Source organism: Nonomuraea insulae (genome assembly GCF_042656245.1).
Map to the genome: position 1 here is coordinate 201,009 of NZ_JBHSPA010000057.1, position 22,957 is coordinate 223,965.

Annotated in this window: 22 protein-coding genes and 1 tRNA gene; 10 read left to right on the top strand and 13 right to left on the bottom strand. The window is 68.8% G+C overall.

Annotated features, from left to right (window positions below; translation table 11 throughout):
- The first annotated feature begins 21 nt into the window (after window positions 1-21).
- From ACFPZ3_RS44185 to pyk, 4 genes are all read left to right on the top strand, one after another.
- A complete protein-coding gene (locus ACFPZ3_RS44185) occupies window positions 22-1,431 on the top strand; it encodes an MDR family MFS transporter (protein ID WP_379520371.1) in 1,410 nt (469 codons plus the stop codon).
- A 130-nt stretch (window positions 1,432-1,561) separates the two neighbouring features.
- Window positions 1,562-3,190 carry a S8 family peptidase gene (locus ACFPZ3_RS44190; RefSeq protein ID WP_379520372.1) on the top strand — a complete coding sequence of 543 codons (1,629 nt, stop codon included), beginning with the start codon at window positions 1,562-1,564 and terminating at the stop codon, window positions 3,188-3,190.
- On the top strand, window positions 3,187-3,537 hold the full coding sequence (locus tag ACFPZ3_RS44195) for a DUF2784 domain-containing protein (protein ID WP_379520373.1): 351 nt from the start codon (window positions 3,187-3,189) through the stop codon (window positions 3,535-3,537). The genes ACFPZ3_RS44190 and ACFPZ3_RS44195 overlap by 4 nt, the downstream gene beginning before the upstream one ends.
- A gap of 35 nt (window positions 3,538-3,572) precedes the next feature.
- Window positions 3,573-5,003: a pyruvate kinase gene (gene pyk, locus ACFPZ3_RS44200; protein WP_379520374.1), complete on the top strand. Its 1,431-nt coding sequence runs from the start codon at window positions 3,573-3,575 to the stop codon at window positions 5,001-5,003.
- 239 nt (window positions 5,004-5,242) lie between these two features.
- Here pyk and dapD read toward each other — a convergent pair whose 3' ends face one another.
- The 3 genes from dapD to ACFPZ3_RS44215 all read right to left on the bottom strand — a co-directional run bounded on the left by dapD (window position 5,243) and on the right by ACFPZ3_RS44215 (window position 8,216).
- On the bottom strand, window positions 5,243-6,211 hold the full coding sequence (gene dapD, locus ACFPZ3_RS44205) for a 2,3,4,5-tetrahydropyridine-2,6-dicarboxylate N-succinyltransferase (protein WP_379520375.1): 969 nt from the start codon (window positions 6,209-6,211) through the stop codon (window positions 5,243-5,245).
- Window positions 6,212-6,236: 25 nt separating this feature from the next.
- The gene (locus ACFPZ3_RS44210) at window positions 6,237-6,659 is read right to left on the bottom strand and encodes a pyridoxamine 5'-phosphate oxidase family protein (RefSeq protein ID WP_379520376.1); all 423 of its coding nucleotides are present in this window, start codon (window positions 6,657-6,659) and stop codon (window positions 6,237-6,239) included.
- Between the two features lie 120 nt (window positions 6,660-6,779).
- Window positions 6,780-8,216 (bottom strand): MFS transporter, encoded by a 1,437-nt coding sequence (locus ACFPZ3_RS44215; protein WP_379520377.1) that lies wholly within the window; start codon window positions 8,214-8,216, stop codon window positions 6,780-6,782.
- 82 nt (window positions 8,217-8,298) lie between these two features.
- Between ACFPZ3_RS44215 and ACFPZ3_RS44220 the strand changes: the two genes are divergently transcribed.
- Window positions 8,299-8,778 carry a MarR family winged helix-turn-helix transcriptional regulator gene (locus ACFPZ3_RS44220; RefSeq protein ID WP_379520378.1) on the top strand — a complete coding sequence of 160 codons (480 nt, stop codon included), beginning with the start codon at window positions 8,299-8,301 and terminating at the stop codon, window positions 8,776-8,778.
- Window positions 8,779-8,921: 143 nt separating this feature from the next.
- On the opposite strand, the gene ACFPZ3_RS44225 is transcribed toward ACFPZ3_RS44220, so the two are convergent.
- Window positions 8,922-9,758, bottom strand: a complete 837-nt coding sequence (locus ACFPZ3_RS44225; protein WP_379520379.1) for a LysR family transcriptional regulator — start codon at window positions 9,756-9,758, stop codon at window positions 8,922-8,924.
- Between the two features lie 70 nt (window positions 9,759-9,828).
- Here ACFPZ3_RS44225 and ACFPZ3_RS44230 point away from each other — a divergent pair, with 70 nt between their 5' ends.
- Window positions 9,829-10,557: an SDR family NAD(P)-dependent oxidoreductase gene (locus tag ACFPZ3_RS44230; RefSeq protein WP_379520380.1), complete on the top strand. Its 729-nt coding sequence runs from the start codon at window positions 9,829-9,831 to the stop codon at window positions 10,555-10,557.
- 9 nt (window positions 10,558-10,566) lie between these two features.
- Here the strand turns inward: ACFPZ3_RS44230 and ACFPZ3_RS44235 are convergent, their stop codons facing one another.
- The gene (locus ACFPZ3_RS44235) at window positions 10,567-11,136 is read right to left on the bottom strand and encodes a helix-turn-helix domain-containing protein (RefSeq protein WP_379520381.1); all 570 of its coding nucleotides are present in this window, start codon (window positions 11,134-11,136) and stop codon (window positions 10,567-10,569) included.
- Between the two features lie 244 nt (window positions 11,137-11,380).
- Window positions 11,381-11,463 (bottom strand) — tRNA-Leu (locus ACFPZ3_RS44240).
- Between the two features lie 109 nt (window positions 11,464-11,572).
- On the opposite strand from ACFPZ3_RS44240, the gene ACFPZ3_RS44245 reads away from it, so the two are divergent.
- The 3 genes from ACFPZ3_RS44245 (at window position 11,573) to ACFPZ3_RS44255 (ending at window position 15,133) form a co-directional block, all read left to right on the top strand.
- Window positions 11,573-12,157, top strand: a complete 585-nt coding sequence (locus tag ACFPZ3_RS44245; RefSeq protein WP_379520382.1) for an ANTAR domain-containing response regulator — start codon at window positions 11,573-11,575, stop codon at window positions 12,155-12,157.
- Between the two features lie 153 nt (window positions 12,158-12,310).
- Entirely contained in the window at window positions 12,311-13,603 is a 1,293-nt protein-coding gene (locus ACFPZ3_RS44250; protein ID WP_379520383.1) for an ABC transporter substrate-binding protein, read from the top strand.
- 225 nt (window positions 13,604-13,828) lie between these two features.
- Window positions 13,829-15,133: an ABC transporter substrate-binding protein gene (locus tag ACFPZ3_RS44255; RefSeq protein WP_379520384.1), complete on the top strand. Its 1,305-nt coding sequence runs from the start codon at window positions 13,829-13,831 to the stop codon at window positions 15,131-15,133.
- Here the strand turns inward: ACFPZ3_RS44255 and ACFPZ3_RS44260 are convergent.
- The gene (locus ACFPZ3_RS44260; protein ID WP_379520385.1) at window positions 15,130-15,987 is read right to left on the bottom strand and encodes a hypothetical protein; all 858 of its coding nucleotides are present in this window, start codon (window positions 15,985-15,987) and stop codon (window positions 15,130-15,132) included. The genes ACFPZ3_RS44255 and ACFPZ3_RS44260 overlap by 4 nt on opposite strands.
- A gap of 187 nt (window positions 15,988-16,174) precedes the next feature.
- On the opposite strand from ACFPZ3_RS44260, the gene ACFPZ3_RS44265 reads away from it, so the two are divergent.
- Complete coding sequence (locus ACFPZ3_RS44265) at window positions 16,175-17,470, top strand: ABC transporter substrate-binding protein (protein WP_379520386.1); 1,296 nt, start codon at window positions 16,175-16,177, stop codon at window positions 17,468-17,470.
- 51 nt (window positions 17,471-17,521) lie between these two features.
- Here ACFPZ3_RS44265 and ACFPZ3_RS44270 read toward each other — a convergent pair whose 3' ends face one another.
- The 6 genes from ACFPZ3_RS44270 to ACFPZ3_RS44295 all read right to left on the bottom strand — a co-directional run bounded on the left by ACFPZ3_RS44270 (window position 17,522) and on the right by ACFPZ3_RS44295 (window position 22,818).
- Window positions 17,522-17,923: a hypothetical protein gene (locus tag ACFPZ3_RS44270; RefSeq protein WP_379520387.1), complete on the bottom strand. Its 402-nt coding sequence runs from the start codon at window positions 17,921-17,923 to the stop codon at window positions 17,522-17,524.
- Window positions 17,924-17,986: 63 nt separating this feature from the next.
- Window positions 17,987-18,784, bottom strand: a complete 798-nt coding sequence (locus tag ACFPZ3_RS44275; protein ID WP_379520388.1) for an ABC transporter ATP-binding protein — start codon at window positions 18,782-18,784, stop codon at window positions 17,987-17,989.
- Window positions 18,781-19,704 (bottom strand): ABC transporter ATP-binding protein, encoded by a 924-nt coding sequence (locus tag ACFPZ3_RS44280; protein WP_379520398.1) that lies wholly within the window; start codon window positions 19,702-19,704, stop codon window positions 18,781-18,783. The genes ACFPZ3_RS44275 and ACFPZ3_RS44280 overlap by 4 nt, the downstream gene beginning before the upstream one ends.
- A gap of 4 nt (window positions 19,705-19,708) precedes the next feature.
- Window positions 19,709-20,695, bottom strand: coding sequence for a branched-chain amino acid ABC transporter permease (locus tag ACFPZ3_RS44285; protein ID WP_379520389.1), 987 nt, complete (start codon window positions 20,693-20,695; stop codon window positions 19,709-19,711).
- 12 nt (window positions 20,696-20,707) lie between these two features.
- Complete coding sequence (locus tag ACFPZ3_RS44290) at window positions 20,708-21,994, bottom strand: branched-chain amino acid ABC transporter permease (protein WP_379520390.1); 1,287 nt, start codon at window positions 21,992-21,994, stop codon at window positions 20,708-20,710.
- A 428-nt stretch (window positions 21,995-22,422) separates the two neighbouring features.
- Window positions 22,423-22,818, bottom strand: a complete 396-nt coding sequence (locus ACFPZ3_RS44295) for a PaaI family thioesterase (protein WP_379520399.1) — start codon at window positions 22,816-22,818, stop codon at window positions 22,423-22,425.
- Window positions 22,819-22,957 lie beyond the last annotated feature (139 nt).

Sequence of the window (22,957 nt, forward strand, 5' to 3'; positions counted from 1 at the left end):
GGACGCTCACTCTGGGTGAGTATGGGCTCACTCATCCTCACCATGTTCCTGGCCGCCATCGACCAGACCGTCGTGGCGACCGCCATGCCGACCATCGTGGGCGAGCTGCACGGCCTTGAGAGCCTGTCGTGGCTGGTCACCGCGTTCGCCCTGGCCTCCGGTATAGCCACCCCCCTGTTCGGCAAGCTCAGCGACATGTACGGCCGCCGCAACCTCTATCTGTCGGCCATCGTCCTGTTCGTCATCGGCTCGGCCCTGTGCGGGCTCGCCCAGTCGATGGGCCAGCTCATCGCCTTCCGCGCCTTCCAGGGCATCGGCGCGGGCGGCCTCATGGTGCTGACCATGACCATCGCCGCCGACCTGGCCACACCCCGGCAGCGGGCCAAGTTCCAGGGACTCTTCGGCGCCGTCTTCGGCGTGGCCTCGATCGCCGGCCCGCTGATCGGCGGCTACCTCACCCAGCACATCTCCTGGCGCTGGATCTTCTACATCAACCTGCCGCTCGGGGCGATCGCGCTGGCCGTGGCGTTCGCGGTGCTGAAGCTGCCCCGCCGTACCTCCCCGCACCGCGTCGACTGGCTCGGCGCCGCGCTGATCGCCGGACTGCTGACCTGCCTGACCCTGTTCGCCTCGTGGGGCGGCACCGTCTACGCCTGGACCTCGCCGGTCGTCCTCGGGCTCGGCGCGGGCGCGGTGCTGCTGGCCGTGCTGTTCGTGCTGGTGGAACGGGTGGCGGCCGAGCCCGTGCTGCCGCTGCGGTTGTTCCGCGACGCCTCGTTCACCATCCCGGTGCTCGGGGTCGTGCTGCTGGCCACCACGATGCTCGGCGGGGCGACGTTCCTGCCCATGTTCCTGCAGCTCGCGGGCGGGGCGAGCGCCGCCGACTCAGGGCTGCTGCTGCTCCCGCTGATGGCCGGCATGATCGTGGCCTCCACGCTGGGCGGGCAGGTCGTGACCAGGCTCGGCAGCTACAAGTGGCTCATGGTCGCCGGGGCGGTGGTCTCGGGGGCCGCCGGGTTCCTGTTCGCCACCATGGACCTCGGGACCAGCGGGTTCCTCTCCGGGACGTACATGGCGCTGCTGGGGCTCGGGATGGGCGTGATCGGGCAGAACCTCGTGCTCGCCGTCCAGACCACCACGCCGGATTCCGACAGGGGAGCGGCGACCTCGGCCGTCACGTTCGCCAGGGGCGTCGGCGGGGCCGTGGGCGTGGCCGTGCTCGGGGGCGTCTTCAGCGGGCGGCTCGCGGCGGGGCAGGCGTCTCTCACGCCCGCCGCCATCCAGGCGCTGCCCGAGGCCGCGCGGCACGCCGCGCAGCTCTCCTTCTCTCATGCGATCACAGGCGTGTTCGCGTGGATGGGACCGATCATGCTGGCCGCCGCCGTGCTGCTGGCATTCCTCCCGAACGTACGCCTCGCGCACCAGGACTGAGGCCCGGCGGAAGCGGGCCCGATGGGTCCGCTTCGCCCGGCATCGACCGAAATTTCACTACTATGTTGCATCACTAGATGACTGTCGGGAAGATTCAGGTTCTGCGGCAAGTCGGTCGGATGGGGGAACAATGCGGCGGGTCGCCTCTGGCTTGACGGTGCTGGCCGCCGTGACAGCGCTCGGCGCCTGCTCTCCCTCCGCGCCCCCGAAACCGGCCGTCCCGCAGGCCGAATACCTCGTCTTCTACGACCAGGGCAAGCAACGCGAGGCCGAGGCCGCCGTCGAACGCGCCGGCGGCACCACGGTCTCCGCCGAGACCAGGCTCGGCTACCTCACGGCCGCCGGCTCGGGCGAGGCCGGGTTCGAGGAGGCCGTGGGCGCGGACAGGTCCGTCGTCGGCGTCTCCCCGGACCGCCGCATCGGCTTCGCCACCGCCCGCCCCGCCACCAGCGCGAAGCGCTTCCCCGACGAGCAGTCGCTCACCAAGAGCAAGGGCGATCCGCTGTCCGGCCGCCAGTGGGACATGCGCATGATCGGCGCCGACCGCGCGAACGCCACGGCCCCCGGCACCAAGCAGGTCCTCGTCGGCGTGATCGACACCGGCGTCGACGGCAAGCACCCCGACATCGCCCCCAACTTCAACCGCGAGCTCAGCCGCAACTTCGTCACCGACAGACCCAAGGACGAGAACGGCGAGACACTCGACGGCCCCTGCGAGGCCAAGGACTGCAAGGACCCCGTGGACGTGGACGACGACGGCCACGGCACCCACGTGGCCAGCACCATCGCCTCCCCGGTGAACGGCATCGGCATCGTCGGCGTGGCTCCCGGCGTACAGATCGTGAACCTCAGAGCCGGTCAGGACTCCGGGTTCTTCTTCCTCAAGCCCAGCCTCGACGCCCTCACCTACGCCGCCGACATCGGCGTGGACGTCGTGAACATGAGCTACTTCGTCGACCCCTGGCTGTTCAACTGCACGGCCAACAAGTCCGACACCGAGAAGCAGCAACTCGAACAGCGCGCCATCATCACCGGCATGCAGCGCGCCCTCGACTACGCCCGCCAGAAGGGCGTCACGCTCATCTCCGCCCTCGGCAACGGCTCCACCGACCTCGGCCACCCCAAGGCCGACAACCAGAGCCCGGGCTACCCCAAGGGGGACGAGAAGGAGCGCGTGGTCGACAACTCCTGCCTGAACGTGCCCGCCGAGTCCAACGGCGTCATCTCCGTCTCCGCGGTCGGCCCCTCCGGCCGCAAGGCCATGTACAGCGACTACGGCGAGGAGCAGACCGACCTGGCGGCGCCCGGCGGCGACGTGCTCGACGGGGGAGACGCCAAGGCCACCCGCTCGATCCTGGCCGCCGCGCCCGAGCACGTGCTGCGCGCCGCCGGCCGCATCGACGCCTCAGGCCGGCCCAAGGGCTCCGACGTCGTCAAGGACTGCGCCCGCGGCATCTGCTCCTACTACCAGTATCTCGAAGGCACCTCCATGGCCTCGCCGCACGCCGCCGGCGTCGCCGCGATCCTCGTCAGCCGCTTCGGCAAGCCCGCTCGGGGCGGCTTCGGCCTCGCCCCCGCCACCGTCGAGGAACTGCTCTACAAGACCGCGACGCAGAAGGCGTGCCCCTCACCCCGCCAGTACGTCTACAAGGCCTACGGCCAGAACGAGACGCACGCGTGCGAGGGCGGGCGATCCGACAACGGCTTCTACGGCCACGGCATCGTGGACGCCTGGAAGGCCGCTACCGTCGAACCATGACGTATCGCCTCGTCGCGGACGCCGCGATGGTGGTGCACTTCGCCTTTCTCCTCTACATGGCCGTGGGCGGGTTTCTCGCGTGGCGCTGGGGGCGTACGATCTGGGCACACCTCGCCGTCGCCGCCTGGGGCCTGTTATCGGTCCTGACCGGCGTCGAGTGCCCCCTCACCCTCGCCGAGGACTGGGCTCGCCGCAAAGCCGGCCATGAGGGGCTGCCCGCCAGCGGCTTCATCGACCACTACATCGAGGGCGTGATCTACCCGGAGGAGTACACGAACTTGGCGCGACTTGGAGTCGCCGTTCTCGTTCTGTTCTCTTACGCCGGGTACGTTCTGCGTCGTCAGTGACTGCCAAGTGGTCTGTACCAATTAAGGTAGGACTCGTGACTCGTCGCGCGAAAATCGTCTGCACCCTGGGCCCCGCCACTTCTTCCAAAGAACGCCTCCGAGAGTTGATCTCGGCGGGCATGGACGTGGCACGGTTCAACCTCAGCCATGGCAATCATGACATGCACAGAGAGGTCTACGACCGTATCAAGGAGGTGGCGGCCGAGCTCGGCCGCGGCGTAGGCATGCTCGCCGACCTGCAGGGCCCCAAGATCCGTGTCGGCACCTTCGAGGAGGGCCCCGTCAGGCTCGGCTTCGGAGACGTCTTCACCATCACCACGGAAGACGTGCCGGGCGACCGCGAGCAGGTCTCCACCACCTACAAGGGGCTGCCCAACGACGTCCGCCCCGGTGACACCATCCTGGTCGACGACGGCCGCCTCGTCCTGGAGGCCACCCGCGTCGAGGGTGACCGCATCGTCACCCGCGTCGTCATCGGCGGCATGATCTCCGACAACAAGGGCCTCAACCTGCCGGGCATCAACGTCAGCGCGCCCGCGCTGACCGACAAGGACGAGGCCGACCTGCGCTGGGCGCTGCGCACCGGCTTCGACATGATCGCCCTGTCCTTCGTCCGCCGCCCGTCCGACGCCGACGTGGTGCGCAACATCATGGAGCAGGAGGCCGTGCGCCTGCCGCTGATCGCCAAGATCGAGAAGCCGCAGGCCGTCGACCGCCTCCCCGAGATCGTCGACGCCTTCGACGGCATCATGGTCGCCCGCGGCGACCTCGGCGTCGAGCTGCCGCTGGAGCAGGTCCCGATCGTGCAGCGGCGCATCATCGAGCTGTGCCGCGAGAAGGCCCACCCGGTCATCGTGGCCACCCAGATGCTCGACTCCATGATGAGCTCCCCGCGCCCCACCCGCGCCGAGGCCTCCGACGTGGCCTACGCGGTCATGGACGGCGCCGACGCGGTCATGTTGTCCGGCGAGACCTCGGTCGGCACCTACCCGATCGAGTCCGTCTCCACGATGGACCGCATCGCCTCCGCCGCGGAGAAGTCCTCCCTGCACGCCACGCACACGCTGGAGCGCATGCCCGAGAGCACCGGCGGCGCCATCGCCCGCGCGGCGGCCGAGGTCGGGGCCATCGTCGGGGCCAAGGCGCTGATCGCGTTCACGATGTCGGGGGAGACGGCGCGGCGGCTGGCCCGCTACCGCTCGCCGATCCCGCTGCTGGCCTTCACCTCATCGCCGCACGTGCGGGGGCAACTGTCGCTGACGTGGGGGGTGGAGACGTTCCACGTGCCGTTCGTGCATCACACCGATGACATGGTGCGGCAGGTGGAGGCGTCGCTGCTGTCGCTGGGGCGGCTCGAGAAGGGCGACAAGGTGGTCATCGTGGCCGGCTCCCCTCCCGGCACCCCCGGCTCCACCAACGCCCTGCGCGTCCACACGATCGGCTCCGCGGTCTCGCACGTCCACTGATCAGTGGCCGCGCGGCCACTGATCAGTGCCCGCCCTGATCTGTTACGCGCTGCCGTGGCCGGCCACCCGCCGCAGCCCCTCGACGGCCCCCCAGGGAAACGGCCTCTGACCCCGTCAGTGGCGGGCCGCCGTTACGCGAGCCCGCGTTGCCCGGCTCCGTGGTCTTTGTGAGCCTGACCATACGGCCGTGGCGAGCGTTCACCCCGCTCCCCACGGCCATGGCCGCACCGTCTTGTCCGTCAGTCGTTGGCGTGCAAGGCGGCGTTGAGCTCGATCGTGCTGCCGCCCTTGCGGGGGACCGCCTCCACCGCGCCAGACTGGGAGTTGCGCCGCAGGAGGATGGCGTTCGAGCCGGACAACTCGGCCGCCTTGACCACCGTGCCGTCAGGGAGGGCGACCTTCGTGCCCGCCGTCACGTACAGGCCCGCCTCCACCACGCAGTCGTCGCCCAGCGAGATGCCCAGGCCCGAGTTGGCGCCCAGCAGGCAGCGCTCGCCGACCGAGATGACCTGCTTGCCACCGCCCGACAGCGTGCCCATGATCGAGGCGCCGCCGCCGACGTCGGAGCCGTCGCCGACCACCACGCCGGCCGAGATCCGGCCCTCCACCATCGAGGCGCCCAGGGTGCCCGAGTTGAAGTTCACGAAGCCCTCGTGCATGACCGTGGTGCCGGCGGCCAGGTGGGCGCCCAGACGCACCCGGTCGGCGTCGGCGATCCGCACGCCGGACGGCAGCACGTAGTCCACCATGCGCGGGAACTTGTCCACCCCGTACACCGTCACCGCCCCCCTGCTCCGCAGCCGCAGCCGCGTGCGCTCGAAGTCCGGCACCGGGCACGGGCCGAAGTTCGTCCACACCACGTTGGCGAGCAGGCCGAACATCCCGTCCAGGTTGACCCCGTGCGGCCTGACCAGGCGGGAGGAGAGCAGGTGCAGGCGCAGGTAGACGTCGTGCGCGTCCACCGGGGGCTCGGAGAGCTCGGTGATGCCGGTGCGTACCGCCACCACCTCCACACCCCGCGCCGCGTCGGGACCGGTCAGGCCGGCCAGCTCTCCCGCCTCCTCGGAGGAGAGCCGCTGAGTGCCCTTCGCGGGCGCGTCCCCCAGCTCGGGGGCGGGGAACCAGGTGTCAAGGACGGCGCCGTCGGCGGCGATGGTCGCGAGGCCGACGCCGAAGGCGCCGGTCGAGGTGGGATCGATAGCAGTCACGGGCCCAAAAATACCGTTACGCAGCTCAGCCGAGGGCGCCCAGGTCCGCGGAGAGCCAGCGTTCAGGGCGCATGACGAACGTGACGAGCACGTTCAGGTCGGATCCCTGCACATATCCGGAGACGGCGTCGGGCGGCAGGTAACGCGCCGAGATGCGCGTCAGGTCCTCCAGCGTCGTCGGCCCCGACCGCACGATCGGGCCCTCCACCGAGACGTAGCGATAGGTCGGGCTGACCCGCTGCACCAGCATCGAGAACCGGCCCGCCTTCGCGATCAGCCTGGCCTTGATCGAGTCGCCGTCGGTCAGGAAACGGATGTCGCCGCCGGGGCGGTAGTCGTACCAGACCGGCACGGTCAGCGGCGCCCGGCCCTCACCCGCCTCCACGGCCAGGCTCGCGATGTGCGCCTCCGCCAGGAACCCCTCCCGCACCGCCACATTCAACGGCATCCCACCCACCCCCCGTATTCATTGATCTATTCCCAGGGGGAGCGATCCCGAAAAGTCCCACACCTCCCGTTGTCATCCTGAGCATCACCCGCCCGGACGGTCTCGCCTTCACAGGAGTCGTCAGCCGGCGATCGGCCTGCGGGGCAGCAGGAAGGTGGCCGCGACGGTGAGGGCCAGCAGGGCGAGGCTGACCCAGATCGTGACGCCGAACGCGGTGCCGTACCCATGCGTGGCCTCGCCGGAACGGGCGCTCAGCAGCGGGAAGAAGATCGTGCCGACGACGGCGACCCCGGCCGAGGCGGCGACCTGGGCGACCGTGTTGAACAGGCCGGAGCCGGACCCCGCGTGCTCGGCGGGCACGTTCTCCAAGGTCAGCTGGGCGAGCGGGGCGACGGTCAGGCCCATGCCCGCGCCGCCGACGAGGACGCCGGGCAGGAAGGCGAGCCATCCGGTGCCCGGCGTGGCGGTGGCCGCGGTCAGGGCGAGCAGGGCAAATCCCGCGGCCAGGACGGCCAGCCCGATTTGCACCGTCGCCCGGCCCAGCCGGGGGAGCAGCACCGCCGCGCCGAGCCCGGCGGCGATGGTGGTGGCGATCGGCCAGGGCAGGATCGTGAACCCGGCCCGCAGCGGCGCCATCCCGAGGCCGGACTGCAGGAGCTGCATGAAGGTGAAGAAGAAGCCCATCACCGGCACGAAGAACAGGAACTGCACCAGCAGCCCGCCGCCGACCGAGCGCACCCGGAAGAGGGACACCTCCACCAGCGGGGAGCCGCCGCGGCCCGACAGCCGTCGCTGGTGGCGGTGGAATCCGGCCAGCACGGCCACGCCGGCCACCAGGCAGAGGTACGTCCACAACGGCCAGGGGCGCTGCTCGCTGCCCGCGATGAGGGGGTAGAGGATCAGCAGCAGGCCGGTCGCGCCGATGACCATGCCCGTCAGGTCCAGGCGGGGCCGGATGGCGCCGTGTCCCTGGGGCAGGACGCGGGCGGCCACGATCAGGGTCACGATGCCGACGGGTACGTTGAGCCAGAACACGCTGCGCCAGCCCAGGCCGTACCAGTCCGTCTCCAGCAGCGCCGCGCCGAGGATCGGTCCCACGGCCGCGGCCAGGCCGGACAACGAGGAGAAGGCCGCCATCGCGCCGCCGCGCTCGTGCGGGGCGTACATGAGCTGGATCTGCGAGAGCACCTGGGGGACCATCGCCGCGGCGAAGAAGCCCTGGACGACGCGCGCCGCCACCAGCAGGCCGGCCGTCGGGGCGGCGCCGCACAGGGCCGAGGCGGCGATGAACCCGGCGATGCCGATCAGGAAGACGCGGCGGTAGCCGTACAGGTCGCCGAGCCTGGCGCCGGTGGTGATGCCGAGGGCGAAGGCGAGGGTGTAACCGGCGAGCATCCACTGCAGGTGCGCGGGTGACGCGGCGAGCTCGATTCTGATGGAGGGCACGGTGACGTTCACGATGGTGACGTCGAGCAGGTCCATGAAGCTGGCCAGCAAGATCACAATCAGGGCGACCGTACGCGTGCGGCCGCCGGCGGTCGGGTTGGATGTCCGCATGGACCCTCCGGGATGCGTTATCTTAGTGGAGAAGCATCTTAATGACTGAATATCTTAGCGGCGAAGATAAACGGGAGTGAGCGTGGACGTCAAACCGCCCGGCGAGGAGGAAGGCACGCTCGCGGATCAGATCGTGCTCGCCATGACCGACCTGGTCGGCGCGATGGGACGGCTGAACGACCTGGTCGCGCAGCGGCTGGGGGTCGGGCCCACGGACCTGCTGTGCCTGCACACCCTCAACCGGGAGGGCCCCAGCACCGCCGGCGCCCTGAGCGCCCGCCTCGGCCGCACGACGGGCGCCATCACCCAAATGGTGGACCGCCTCCAGAAAGCCGGATACGTCCGGCGCCGCCCCCACCCGGAAGACCGCCGCAGCGTCGTGATCGAGGCCATCCCGGACGCCCTCGGCAAGGTCGCCGCCCTCTACACGGGCCTGGACGCGCGCAGCCGCCGACTGATGGCCGAGTTCACCGAGGACCAACTCGCGGCCGTCCACGCCTTCCTGGCCGCCAGCCACCACAACGCCGTCCAGGAATCCGACAACCTGACCGCCCAGCCCTGACCCCGCCCGACCCGCCTGCGCTGCCTGCCCCTGCGCTGCCTACCCTCTGCGCTGCCTGGCCAGCCTGGCCCGCCTGCCCGCCTGCCCGCCTGTGCCTGGCTCGCCTGGCCCGCGCCCGCCGCCTATGTCACCGTCCGGCAGCGTCAGGCGCCCGGAGCGCAGGGGAGGCGCCCGGCTACCTCCGCCGCCGTCCGTACGAAGGTCGCCAGTGCCCGTGACCGCGTCTGCTCGGCCCAGGCCAGCACCACCGTCGTAGGCGTCGCGTCGAGGACGGGCACGCAGGTCAGGTCGCGCCGCACCTGATCCCGCACCGACTCCGGGGCCACCACGATCAACCGCCCCAGGGCGACGAGCTGCATCAACGTAGCCGGATCATCGACCTCCGGATGCGTCCCTGGCCAGCGGGGCGTCGGGTCGGCGTCGAGGTCGGCCAGGCGTAGGCCGTCCCGGCCCGCCAGCGGATGCCCCCACGGCATGACGGCCACGCTGCCCTCCACCCGGAGCGGCTCGCTGTCGAACCCCGTCAGGTCCTCGTACGGACTGTGCAGGAACGCCACGTCGGCCGTGCCGTCGCGGACCAGCCGGGCCCGCTGCGCCACCCCGCACAGGGCCAGGTCCACGGCCACCGCGTCGGGACGGGCGCGGTAGGCGGCCAGGATGTCCGGCAGCAGCCCGCCGTCGCCGCCCGGCTTCAGCGCCACCACCAGCCGGGGCTCGGTCAGCCCAGCCCGCCGGGTGCGCGCCGTCGCGGCGGCCACCGCGTCGAGGACCTTGGCCGCCTCCCTGGCCAGCACCTCACCCGCCGGCGTCAGCGACACCCCATGACTGGACCGCTCGAACAACCGCACCCCCAGCCGCCGCTCCAGCTTCTGGATCGCCCTGGACAGCGGCGGCTGCGCCATGCCCAGCCGCGCGGCCGCCCGCCCGAAGTTCAGCTCCTCCGCGACCGCCGCGAAGTAGGTCAGCTCGCGCGTCTCCATACCCTCAGGGTATTGCCCCGCACCCACCTGGTGTTGGCTCTGCGACCACCCCGATGATGAGCTTCATGACATGACCGACAAGACCACCGCTCTGGTGACCGGAGCGAACAAGGGCATCGGATACGAGGTCGCCGCCGGCCTCGCCGCCCACGGCATGACCGTCCTGCTCGGCTCCCGCGACCGCACCCGAGGCGAGCAGGCGGCAGCCCGCCTCCGCGCGCGAGGAGCCGATGTACGCCCGATCGTCCTCGACGTCACCGACCCCGCCACCATCGAGGCCGCCGCCGCCTCCCTCACCCGCCTGGACGTGCTCGTCAACAACGCCGGCATCTCCGGCCCCGTGGACCGGCCGCCCAGCGCCACGGACGCGCGCACGATGCGGCAGGTCCTCGAGACGAACGTCATAGGCGTCCTCATGGTCACCAACGCCCTGCTCCCCCTCCTCAGGCGCTCCCCGGCACCCCGCATCGTGAACGTCTCCAGCGGCGTCGGCTCCCTGTCCCACCACACCGACCCCGCCCACTACATGTCCGCCCTCCCCGCCTCCGCCACCTACCCGCCCTCCAAGAGCGCCCTGAACTCCCTGACCGTCCAGTACGCCAAGGAACTGCGCAAGGACGGCATCCTCGTCAACGCCGCCGCCCCCGGCGCCTGCGCCACCGATTTCACCAAGGACCTCCCCTTCCCCATCACCCGCACGGCCGCCGACGGCGCGGCCGTCGTCATCCACCTGGCCACCCTCGCCCAGGACGGCCCGACGGGCGGCTTCTTCGACGACGCGGGAACGGTGCCCTGGTAGGTCAGCGGGTCAGTATTTGGGCCCGACGTAGCGGTCGAGCCGTTCCACGGCCTCCCGCCTGGCGACGGACACCTCGTTGCGGTTGTTGAAGCGCCAGGCGACGCCGAGCAGGTCGAGCGCCTCGCAGCAGAGGGCCAGGATGTCGCGGGACTCGTTCTTGAAGTGGTAGCGGGGGTATTCGTACCAGCGGACGCCGCTGGACAGGACGTGGCGGACGCGGTTCATGCCGCGACAGCCGTCGGAGTGGATCAGCCCCCGGACGAACATGCCCGGATGCGCCTCCATGATCTCCTGCTGCCAGTCGGCCAGCGTGATCTCGCGTTGATGCTTCTTTCCCGGGCCGTGCTGGGGGAACAGGCACACCCAGTGCTTGGAGTAACTCTTCACCTCCGTGCACCCGTTGCGCTGCCGGCGGCTGACGGATGAGGTGGGCATGGTCCGCGCCATCGTCCGCTCTGCCTCCTCGATCAGGCCGGGCCAGTCGTCGCCGCAGAAGAGGGAGAGCTGATAGACCTCCTTGCGGCAGCGCACGATGTGCCCGTCTCCGAGATAGAGCCCCAGGAGGTGGGCGTAGGCCACATCGTCGAGCTCGCGGCCATCGCACCGGGGACAGTTTCGGTGGCGTCGGCGATCCTCGTCCTCCCGCGCGCGACGAGCGCCGGTCCGCCACTTCTGGACCGCTCCAAGGCTAACGCCGCACAGCTCGGCCACTTGGCGATCGAACAGGCCCTGGGCCGAGAGGTGCAGGGCTCGATCCACGGTTTCGCGAGGGTGCATGAACCCAGAGTGGCGAATGTCACCGACAGTTTTCGGTGCGCTACGGTGCCGGAAGCGGGATTCGAACCCGCACGCCCTCTCGAGCAGACGCTTTTGAGGCGTCCATGTCTGCCATTCCATCATTCCGGCTGATATATCCGGACATGTCCGGATCGTTGCCACACCCTACCGCCGAAGTGATCGGTGGAAGGGCCGCCAGCGTGGATCTAATCTACCGGACGTCTGTACTCTTCTGCTCGTGAGTACGCAGCGGCGAGTAGTGATCGCGGAAGACGAGGCCCTGATCCGCCTCGACCTCAAGGAGATGCTCCAGGAGGACGGCTACGTCGTCGTGGGCGAAGCCGGAGACGGCGAGCAGGCGATCCAGCTGGCCGCCGATCTGAGGCCCGATCTGGTCATCCTGGATGTGAAGATGCCCGTGCTCGACGGCATTTCGGCGGCCGAGCGGATCGTGTCCGAGCGGATCGCCCCGTGCCTGATCCTGACCGCGTTCTCCCAGCGTGATCTGGTGGAGCGGGCGAGGGACGCGGGGGCGATGGCCTATCTGGTGAAGCCGTTCACGAAGGCGGATCTGGTGCCGGCGATCGAGATGGCGGTCAGCAGGCACGAGGAGATGGTGGCGCTGGCGGCCGAGGTGTCGAGCCTGTCGGAGCGGCTGGAGACCAGGAAGCTGGTGGAGCGGGCCAAGGGGCAGTTGATGACGCAGCACGGCTGGAGTGAGCCGCAGGCGTTCAGGTGGATTCAGAAGGCGTCGATGGATCGGCGGCTGAGCATGCGTGAGGTTGCTCAGATCGTTATAGACGACGCGGCGACGCGATCCTGAAAAAGCCCTTTATCAGGTGATTTGACCCGGTGGGTTGTGGTGTGGTCACGACTGCGCATCCAACCGGCTTCGGGTGCTTTCGCGGGGCGGCGTCCCGGCGCGTAACTGATGGGCGGACGGAAGGTCCGCTCATCCCGAACGGAGACGCTGTCGATGATCCGCATTCTTCGCGTGCCCCTCGCCGCCGCCGCGGCGTGCCTGGCGCTGGCCGCGTGCTCGTCCGGTGGCACGACCGCCGGGTCCGAAGCCACGGGGTCCGCTTCCGTGCTGCCCTCCTCGGCCCCGCCGGCGAAGGGGGACGGCACGTTGTCGATCGGTACGGTGCTGCCGCAGACGGGTTCGCTGGCGTACCTGGGGCCGCCGATGTTCGGGGGCGTCAATCTGGCGCTCAAGGAGATCAACGACGCCGGGGGCGTGCTCGGCAAGCCCGTTGCCAAGTTCGACACGGACTCGGGCGACACGACGACCAACATCGCCTCGCAGTCGGTGGACAAGCTGCTGGCGCAGAAGGCCGACGCCATCATCGGCGCCGCGTCGTCGTCGGTGTCGGAGTCGGTGATCGACAAGATCACGGGTGCGGGCGTGGTGCAGTTCTCGCCGGCCAACACCTCCGACAAGTTCACCACGATCAACGATCGGGGGCTCTACTTCCGTACAGCGCCGCCGGACAGGCTGCAGGGCCGGGTGCTGGGTGACCTGATCGTGGCCGATGGCAACGACACGGTCGGCATCCTGGCGATGCAGGACTCGTACGGGACCGGTCTGGCCGACCAGGTGGAGAAGACCGTCACCGACGGCGGCGCCCAGGTGGTGGAGCGGGTCGCCTATGACCCGAAGGCGGCGGAGTTCTCCGCGGACGTGTCCAAGGTCAAGGCGAAGAACCCGAAGGCGATCGTGCTGATCGGGTTCGAGGAGACCGCCAAGGTCGTGCAGGAGCTGGTCAAGCAGGGTCTGACCAGCGACAAGTACAAGTGGTACATGGTGGACGGCAACATGTCGAACACCAACTTCGCCGGGACGCCGAAGGGCACGATGGACGGCGTCAAGGGCACGCTGCCGGGGGCGGAGGCGCCGGAGGAGTTCCAGAAGCGGCTGGCGGCGGTGGATCCGGATCTGTCCGAGTTCACGTACGCGACGGAGTCGTACGACGCGGTGACGCTCGTCGCTCTGGCGGCAGAGGCGGCCAAGGACGACGCGGGCGCGGCGATCGCGGGCAAGCTGGTGGAGGTGAGCAAGGGCGGCACGAAGTGCGCCGGCTTCAAGGAGTGCGTGGACCTGCTGAAGGCCGGCACGGACATCGACTACGACGGTGTCAGCGGTCCGGTGGACTTCAACGACGTGGGTGACCCGTCGGTGGCGACGATCGGCGTCTACCAGTACGGCGCGGACAACAAGTTCAACGCCGCCAAGGCGCTCGAATATCGCAAGGGCAACATCGCCGGCTGATCTCACATTCTGGCCCTGATCCGGATATTTCGGGTCAGGGCTTTGACATGTCGTGCGCTGTCCGTAACTCTCATGAAACAAGTCATTACTATGGGTGTTTGGGACATTACGAATCAGTATAAAAGCCGCGTAAGAACTCCCCACCGCGTCTCAGGAGAGGCATGCTGAGCTCGGAAAACCCGGCGAAGGTGATCGTCGCTTCGTTGAGATAGGGGGAGTCTCTTTATGAACCGTATTGCTCCAGTGGGACGCGCGCTGGCCGTCGCCGCCGCGGCGAGCCTGGCCCTGACGGCGTGTGGCGGCGGCGGAGGTGGTGACACGGCCGCGCAGGACCCCAGCTCCGCCGCCTCGTCCCCGGCCTCCTCGGCGCCGGCGGCCAAGGGCGACGGCACGCTGACCCTGGGCACGGTGCTGCCGCAGACCGGTTCGCTGGCCTTCCTCGGCCCGCCCGAGTTCGCCGGCGTGGACCAGGCCGTCAAGGAGATCAACGAGGCCGGAGGCGTGCTCGGCAAGCCGATCACCAAGGTGCACACGGACTCCGGCGACACCACCACCAACATCGCCTCGCAGGCGGTGGACAAGCTGCTGACGCAGAACGCCGACGCCATCATCGGCGCCGCGTCCTCGTCGGTGTCGGAGTCGATCATCGACAAGATCACGGGCGCGGGCGTGGTGCAGTTCTCGCCGGCCAACACCTCCGACAAGTTCACCACGATCAACGACAACGGCCTGTACTTCCGTACCGCGCCGCCGGACAAGCTGCAGGGCCGTGTGCTCGGTGACCTGATCGTGGCCGACGGCAACGACACGGTCGGCATCCTGGCCATGCAGGACTCCTACGGCTCCGGCCTGGCCGACCAGATCACGACGACGGCCGAGGCGGCCGGCGCGAGCGTCGTGGAGCGGGTGGACTACGACCCGAAGGCGGCCGAGTTCTCCGCCGACGTGGCCAAGATCAAGGCCAAGAACCCGAAGGCGGTCGTGCTGATCGGCTTCGAGGAGGGCGCCAAGGTCATGGCCGAGCTGGTCAAGCAGGGCCTGACCGCGGACAAGGTGAAGTGGTACATGGTGGACGGCAACATGTCGAACACCAACTACCTGAAGATGCCCAAGGGCACGCTCAAGGGCGTCAAGGGCACGATCCCGGGCGCCGAGGCCCCGGACGAGTTCAGGAAGAAGCTCAAGGAGCTCAACCCCAAGCTCGACGACTTCACCTACGCCGCCGAGTCGTACGACGCCGCGAACCTGATCGCCCTGGCCGCCGAGGCCGCCAAGGACGACACCGGCAGGTCCATCGCCGCCAAGCTGCCCGAGGTGAGCAAGGGCGGCGAGAAGTGCAAGAGCTTCAAGGAGTGCGTGGACCTGCTCAAGGCCGGTAAGGACATCGACTACGACGGTGTCAGCGGCCCGGTCGAGTTCGACGACGCGGGCGACCCGGCCGTGGCGACGATCGGCGTCTACCAGTACGGCGACGACAACAAGTACCCCGGCAAGGCGCTGGAGTACCGGACCGGCAAGATCGACGGCTAACCCGCGGGAGGCAGCCCGCAGGCCCGCAGCGCGTACGTGATGAGGCGGTCCTGCAACGCCTTGGGCGGCGTCACGATCACCACGCGCTCCTGGCCCCCGTCGATGGCGGCCCGCACGGGGAACAGGAAGGCCTTCTTGGCCTCGGCGAACGCGTGCGGGTCGCAGCGGCCGGGAGTGAGCTCGACGGGCAGCTCCAGCCGCTGCGACCCGGGCCCGAGCACGGCCATGGGCCTGCTCTTCACGGTGACGATGTAGTGGGTGGTGCCGCCCATGTCGTTGATCGACACCGATCCTGGCCCGCGCCGGGTGACGACCAGGTCGCCCCGCATGACCCTGTCCGGCTTCGGGCCCGACTCCGTCCACTCGGGCCCGAACTCGATGTTCACCGCCTGCTTGATCAGGAACTCCGAGCACTCGTCGCGCAGCAGCCTGGTCAGCAGCGGGTCGGGGTGCGGCACGGCGAAGACGACCCTGCGCGGCGGCTCGGAGCCGGTGCTGAGGTGGGCCACGACGGTGGCGGGGCGGACCTCGGGCAGGCCCGCCGGGGAGCAGTTGGCGGCGCCGTACGTGATGGGCAGGTCCGTACGCCGCGTCTTCTTGATGACGGCGTCGGACCGTCGCGCCGGCAACGTTCTGAAGGACGGTGTGACGAGCTGGACGTCGGCGAAATGCACCGGTGTGTCGCTGGTATTTCGGACGGCCACTTCAAGCATGTGCACCGGCTCGTCGGAACGCCATTGCGCCAGAGAGACGGATACGCCCGCGGGCGGCTTGTCCGACGGCGGAGAAGGCGGCGGCGGGGAACCGCAACCGGCGAGGACGGTCAGCGCCAGAAGGAGCCCAAAACGCTTCACCCAACGCACATTAAGCGTGCTTCCGCAGGTCCCGTAAGTTGAGGAGTGATTACGACTCCGCATCCAAGTGCCGACAGTTCCCCAGGACACTGGTTGTAGTCCACAACTATTTTGTACGTTTCCGTCATTCGATCGGGAACGCTCGGCGGTGCTGACGGATCCCGGCCTGGAATGAAGGAGACACTTCATGATCCGCATTGCTCCCGTGGGACGGGCGCTGGCTGTCGTGGCTGCCACGAGCCTGGCCCTGACAGCCTGCGGCGGTGGTGGCGGTGACACCGCCACGCAGTCGTCCCAGAGTGCGGCGCCGGCCTCATCAGCGCCCGCGGCAAAGGGGGATGGCACGCTGACCCTCGGCACGCTGCTGCCCCAGACCGGTTCGCTGGCATTCCTCGGCCCGCCCGAGTTCGCGGGGGTCGACCTCGCGCTCAAGGAGATCAACGAGGCCGGCGGCGTGCTCGGCAAGCCCGTTGCCAAGTTCGACACGGACTCGGGCGACACGACGACCAACATCGCCTCGCAGTCGGTGGACAAGCTGCTGGCGCAGAAGGCCGACGCCATCATCGGTGCGGCGTCCTCGTCGGTGTCGGAGTCGGTGATCGACAAGATCACGGGTGCGGGTGTGGTGCACTTCTCGCCGGCCAACACCTCCGACAAGTTCACCACGATCGCCGACAAGGGCCTGTACTTCCGTACCGCGCCGCCGGACAAGCTGCAGGGCCGTGTGCTCGGTGACCTGATCGTGGCCGACGGCAACGACACGGTCGGCATCCTGGCCATGCAGGACTCCTACGGCACCGGCCTGGCCGACCAGGTCCAGAAGACCGTCACCGACGGTGGCGCCCAGGTGGTCGAGCGGGTCGACTACGACCCGAAGGCCGCCGACTTCTCCGCCGACGTGGCCAAGATCAAGGCGAAGGCCCCCAAGGGCATCGTGCTGATCGGCTTCGAGGAGACCGCCAAGGTCGTGCAGGAGCTGGTCAAGCAGGGTCTGCCGGCCAGTGAGCACAAGTGGTACATGGTGGACGGCAACACCTCCAACACGAACTACGTGAAGATGCCCAAGGGCACGCTCGACGGCGTCAAGGGCACCATCCCCGGCGCGGCCGCCCCGGAGGAGTTCCAGACGAAGCTCAAGGAGGTCAACCCGAAGCTTGAGGACTTCAGCTACGCCCCCGAGTCCTACGACGCCGCGAACCTGATCGCGCTGGCCGCCGAGGCCGCCAAGAGCGACGCGGGCGTGGACGTCGCGGCCAAGCTGGCGGAGGTCAGCAAGGGCGGCACGAAGTGCAAGAGCTTCAAGGAGTGCGTGGACCTGCTGAAGGCCGGCACGGACATCGACTACGACGGCGTCAGCGGTCCGGTCGAGTTCGACGAGGCCGGTGACCCGGCCGTCGCGACCATCGGCATCTACCAGTACGGCGACAACAACAAGTACGCCACCAAGGCGCTGGAGTACCGCACCGGCAACATCGCCGGCTAGTCAGCGCAGCGGACGAAGAGGGGCCCGGTCACCGCGACCGGGCCCCTTTCGTCACGCGCAGCCGGCCACGATCTGGTCGGCCGCCACCCGGTACTGCTTGAGCAGCGCCACCTGCCGATCGTGTGGCACGTCGTTCCTGGACAACCCCGCGGTCGTCGTCCTGACGGTCGCCACGGCCCCGCTCAGCGAGCCGGGCAGCCGGGGGCCGAACTCCAGCGTGATCCCGCGTACCTCGGCCAGCCGGCCGATCAGCGCGTCCTCGAAGTTCTGCCGCTCCTCCTGGCCTTTCGGGCCCAGCATGAGGCCGGCGTAGCCGATGGAGGAGACCACGCGGGCGCACGGGCTGTCGGTGGGGTCGCCGCCGGTGCTGTACTTCTCCGCCGAGGAGGGGGCGTCCTGGCAGCCGACGAGCAGGACGGGCAGGATGAGCGCGACTGTCGCCAAACGTTTCACATCGCTCATTAAAAGACGGGAAAGGGGCCCCGTGGGAGCCCCTTCCCCGTCTCAATCGTTTCGTTACGCCTTCGCGAGCGTCCCGAGGTAGAGCTCGATGACCTTGGGGTCGTTGGCGAGCTGCAGCCCGGTTCCGGTGTAGGCGTTGCGGCCCTGGTCGAGGACGTAGCCGCGGTGGCAGATCTGCAGGCAGCGCCGCGCGTTCTGCTCCACCATGATCACGGTCACGCCGGCCTTGTTGATCTGCTGGGCCTGGATGAACACCAGGTCCTGCAGCTTCGGCGACAGGCCTGCCGACGGCTCGTCGAGCAGCAGCACCGAGGGCTCGGTCATGAGCGCCCTGGCCATGGCCACCATCTGCCGCTCGCCGCCGGACAGGGAGCCGGCGCGCTGCTTGCGCCGCTCCTTGAGCGCGGGGAACAGCTCGGCCACGAACTCGAAGCGCTCCTTGAACTTGCCCGGCACCTGGAAGGCGCCCATCTCGAGGTTCTCCTCGATGGTGAGGCTGGGGAAGACGTTGTTGCTCTGCGGCACGTAGCCGACCCCGCGCGCCACCAGCGAGTGGGCCTTCATGTTCGTGATGTTCTCACCCTTGAGCAGGACCGTGCCGCTGCGGATGTTGACCAGCCCGAACATGGCCTTGAGCAGGGTCGACTTGCCGGCGCCGTTGGGGCCGATGATGCCGATCAGCTCGCCGTCCCCCACGTACAGGTCGGAGCCGTTGAGGATGTTGACGCCCGGCAGATAGCCCGCGATCAGCTCGTCGCAGCGCAGCACGGCGCCCTCGGCGCCTTCCACGTGAGCGCTGCGGTCGGTGATGGCCGCCTTGGACTGAGCCGGCTCCGGCTCTTCGGCGTTCACTTCTGCGTCTCCTCTTCGATCTCGGCCGACAGAGCCGCCTCGGCCTCGTTGAGCTGGGCCTCCAGCTCGGTCTCCGACAGTGGCGCGTCGTGGTGGGCGCCCAGGTAGGCGTCGATCACCCGTTCGTCGGACATGATCGTCGAGGGCGGTCCCTCGGCGATGACCAGGCCCTGAGCCATGACGATCACCCAGTCACTGATGTCGCGGACCATGTCCATGTCGTGCTCCACGAACAGCACCGTCATGCCCTGCTCGCGCAGGTCCTTGACGTGGCCGAGCAGCGACTGCGTCAGCGCCGGGTTCACCCCGGCCATGGGCTCGTCGAGCATGACCAGCTCGGGCTGGACCATGAGCGCGCGGGCCATCTCCAGCAGCTTGCGCTGGCCGCCGGACAGCGACCCGGCGAAGTCGTCGCGCTTGGTGTCGAGCTTGAAGCGGGCGAGCAGCTCCTCGGCCCGCTCGGTGATCTCGTCCTCCTGCGTACGCCAGAAGCGCGGCACCAGGGCGCGGAAGAAGTTCTCGCCCCTTTGCTGCTGGGCGCCCAGCCGCATGTTCTCCAGCACCGTCAGCCGCGACAGCGCCTTGGTGAGCTGGAACGTGCGCACCATGCCGGAACGTGCCACCCGGTGCGCGGGCACGCCGTTCATGGGCCGCTCGTTGAACGTCCACGACCCGGAGTCGGCCGTGTCGAACCCGGTGAGCTGGTTGAAGAACGTGGTCTTGCCGGCTCCGTTGGGGCCGATCAGCGCGGTGATGGAGCCACGCTGGATCTCGACGTGGTTCACCTCCACGGCGGTCAGGCCGCCGAAGCGGCGCACCACGTTGTCCACCACGAGGATCGGGTCGGGCTTGGGCACGCCGGGCTCGCGCGGCATGTCCTTGAACGCGGCCAGCGCCGTCGCCTTGGGGCCGGCGGTCATCGTGTCATCGCGCATCGATGGCGATCTCCCTCTTGTCCCCGAAGATGCCTTGTGGCCGGATGACCAGCAACAGGATGAAGCCTAGACCAACCAGGACATAGCGGATGGGGCCTACTTGGATGGTGGTCATGAACGGGATGTACCCGTTGGACACGAGTTCGGCCAGCAGGTTGCCCACGAAGACGAACAGCACCCAGAAGATCATCGCGCCGACGACCGGCCCGAAGACGCGGGCGGCGCCGCCGAGGATGACGATGGTGTAGGCGAAGAAGGTCATCTCGGTGCCGAACACGTCGGGCTGTACGGCGCCGTTGTAGAGGCCGTAGAAGAAGCCGCCGAAGCAGCCGATGATGCCGCCCAGGAGCAGCGACTGCATCTTGTAGGCGAAGACGTTCTTGCCCAGGGCCCGCACGGCGTCCTCGTCCTCGCGGATCGCCTTGAGCACGCGGCCCCACGGGCTCTTCATGAGCAGGTAGACCACCAGGCAGCTGAGCAGGACGACGATCCAGCCGACGGTGAGCAGCCACATCGTGCGTTCGTCGAAGCCGAACGGGCCGATGCCGTAATGGCCGGTCGGGTAGGGGTTCATCGCGTAGAAGTCGCCGTTGAAGCCGCGCTGGCCGTCGGAGCCGCCGAAGATGTCCTTGAAGTACACCGAGCGGAAGACGAGCCGGACGATCTCGGCCGCGGCGATGGTCACGATCGCCAGGTAGTCGGCACGCAGTTGCAGCGTCGGGATGCCCAGCAGGAGCGCGAGGACCACCGCGGCCGCCAGGCCCACCAGGATGCCGACCCAGAAGGGCATGTTCATGACGGTGACCGTGACGGCCAGGCCGTACCCGGCCACGGCCATGAACGCCGACTGGCCGAAGTTGAGCAGGCCGGTGTAGCCGAAGTGGATGTTGACGCCGATCGCGGCCAGGCCGTAGACGACGGTCTCCCAGCCGATGGCGGCGTGGACGGTGGTGGTGAGAATCGTGAGCCAGTCCATGTGTTACCCCCGTCACCCGATCCGCTCGCGGCGGCCCAGGATGCCCTGCGGCCGGAAGAGAAGCACGATGATCAGTACGGCCAGCGCACCGACGGACTTCAGCTCCGGTGGCACCCACAGGGTGGAAACCTGGATGAAGATGCCCACCACGAGCGAGCCGACCAGGGCGCCGAAGGCCGTGCCGAGCCCACCGAGCGTGACGCCCGCGAAGATGAGCAGCAGGATGTCCTGTCCCATGGTGAACTTCAGCGACTGCGAGACGCCGAGCATGATGCCGGCCAGCGCCGCGACGGCCGAGCCCGAGGCCCAGATGATGCGGATGATCCGGTCGACGTTGATGCCCGAGGAGGCGGCCAGCGCCGGGTTGTCGGAGACGGCGCGCGCGGCCTTGCCGGTCCGGGTCTTCATCAGGGCCAGGCCCACGACGATGAGGACCGCGAGCTCGATGCCGATCGCCCAGAGGTTCTTGGGCGCCGCGCTGATCGGGCCGATCGTGATGCCCGCCTGGGTGTTGTAGTCGGTGAAACTCTCGTTCTGCGCGCCGAAGAAGAACTGGATGAGGTTGCGCAGCAGGATCGCCACGCCGATCGAGATGATCATCATGGCGATGGTGCCGGTGCCGCGTTTGCGCAGCTGCCCCCAGAACAGGCGGTCCTGGCCGTAGCCCAGCGCTCCCGCGACCACGACGGCGAGCACCGCGGCGGGGATCAGCTGTATGCCGAAGCCGACGTTGAAGGCGTAGGCGATGACCGCGCCGAGCGTGATCAGCTCGCCGTGGGCGAAGTTCGTCAGGCCGGTGGTGCCGTAGATGAGCGACAGGCCCAGCGCGCCCAGGGCGATGATCAGGCCGAGGTTGACGCCCTCGAAGGTCAGCTGGGCGGCCTGTCCCCAGAACGTGCTTCCGGGGGCTTCCTCCTGAGCCTGGCCTGGGGCGCTCTTGGCCTGGAGCGCGAACAGGACCGCGGAGCAGTTGTCCTCGTAGACGGTCGGCGTGCGGACGTTGTTGCCCCCGCGCACCTCGGCGTTCTGCGGCAGGGTGCTGACATCCAGGGTGGCCTTGTACTTACCCTTTTTGTCGACCTGGACTTCCCACGTGCCTTGGGCGTTACTCGTGACCGTCTCGACGGGTTGTCCGCCCTCGTCGGTCACAGCGATTTTGGCGCCGTTCACTGGCTGGCCTTGGAATGTGAGTGTTCCCCTCAAACCCTGGCAGTCGGCCGGGTCCGCCTGGGCGGGACCGGCCAGCAGGAAGATGAGTCCACCCAGGAAGGCCGTGAACGCGATCACGGCTCTGCGCAATGGTGCTCCCTCAAGTAGGTCAAGGCGGGGTTGTGCCCCTCCATCTCGACACGCGCGCATCGCAGGCACAACTGGGATGCAATGGCGGGAGCTTATTCCGGAGACGCCCGTTTCAGTATCGTTCGTCACCAATTAGTGACATGTGTGTGTCACTGATGTGAGGAATCAACGAGCCTGGTCAGGGGCTAAATCGGGCTTGACGCCTGGCGCTTCGGGGGGCGGATCGATAACGATCGCCGGAGACCGTGAACGAGCCCGCGGGGACGGCCTTTGGGGCCATGTAAGGGCTTCCCCTGCCGCGGGCGGGACACCCCGCATGCGGAAGGGCCGAACACGTTTTCTACTGGGCCTCCCCGCGGGCTCTGGTGCACCCACCGTAGCGACCCGCGGGGGCCATGCGCAAAGGGTCAGGAAAAGTGGCAGACGGGTCAGCGGTCGCGCAACATGCAGGTGAGACGGGAGGTGCACACGCGCCGCCCCTGCTCATCGCTGATCTCGATCTCGTACGTCGCCAGCGAGCGTCCGCCGTGCACCCTGGTGGCGACGCCCGTGACGTAGCCGGAGGTCGCAGAACGGTGGTGGGTGGCGTTGATCTCGATCCCCATCGCGATCCTGTCGGGCCCCGCGTGGATGGCCGCCCCCACCGATCCCAGCGTCTCCGCCAGCACCGCCGACGCCCCGCCGTGCAGCAGCCCGTACGGCTGCCTGTTGCCCTCGACCGGCATCCGGCCCACGACCCGCTCGGGCCCGGTCTCGAGGAACTCGATGCCCATCCGGTCGGGGAGCGTGCCCCGGTGCAGGTCACCGAACATGTTCGCGTCCATGGGGGCGTCCGCGGGGTTGGTCTGCGTCAAGGGGACGCCTCCACTCTTCCGAGCTCGGGTTTTCTGTCGTAGACGCAGACTAGACGAGTAAGTCCGAAGTTCTTGGGCCATCGCCACCAATGGGGAAGGGCCTCGTTGA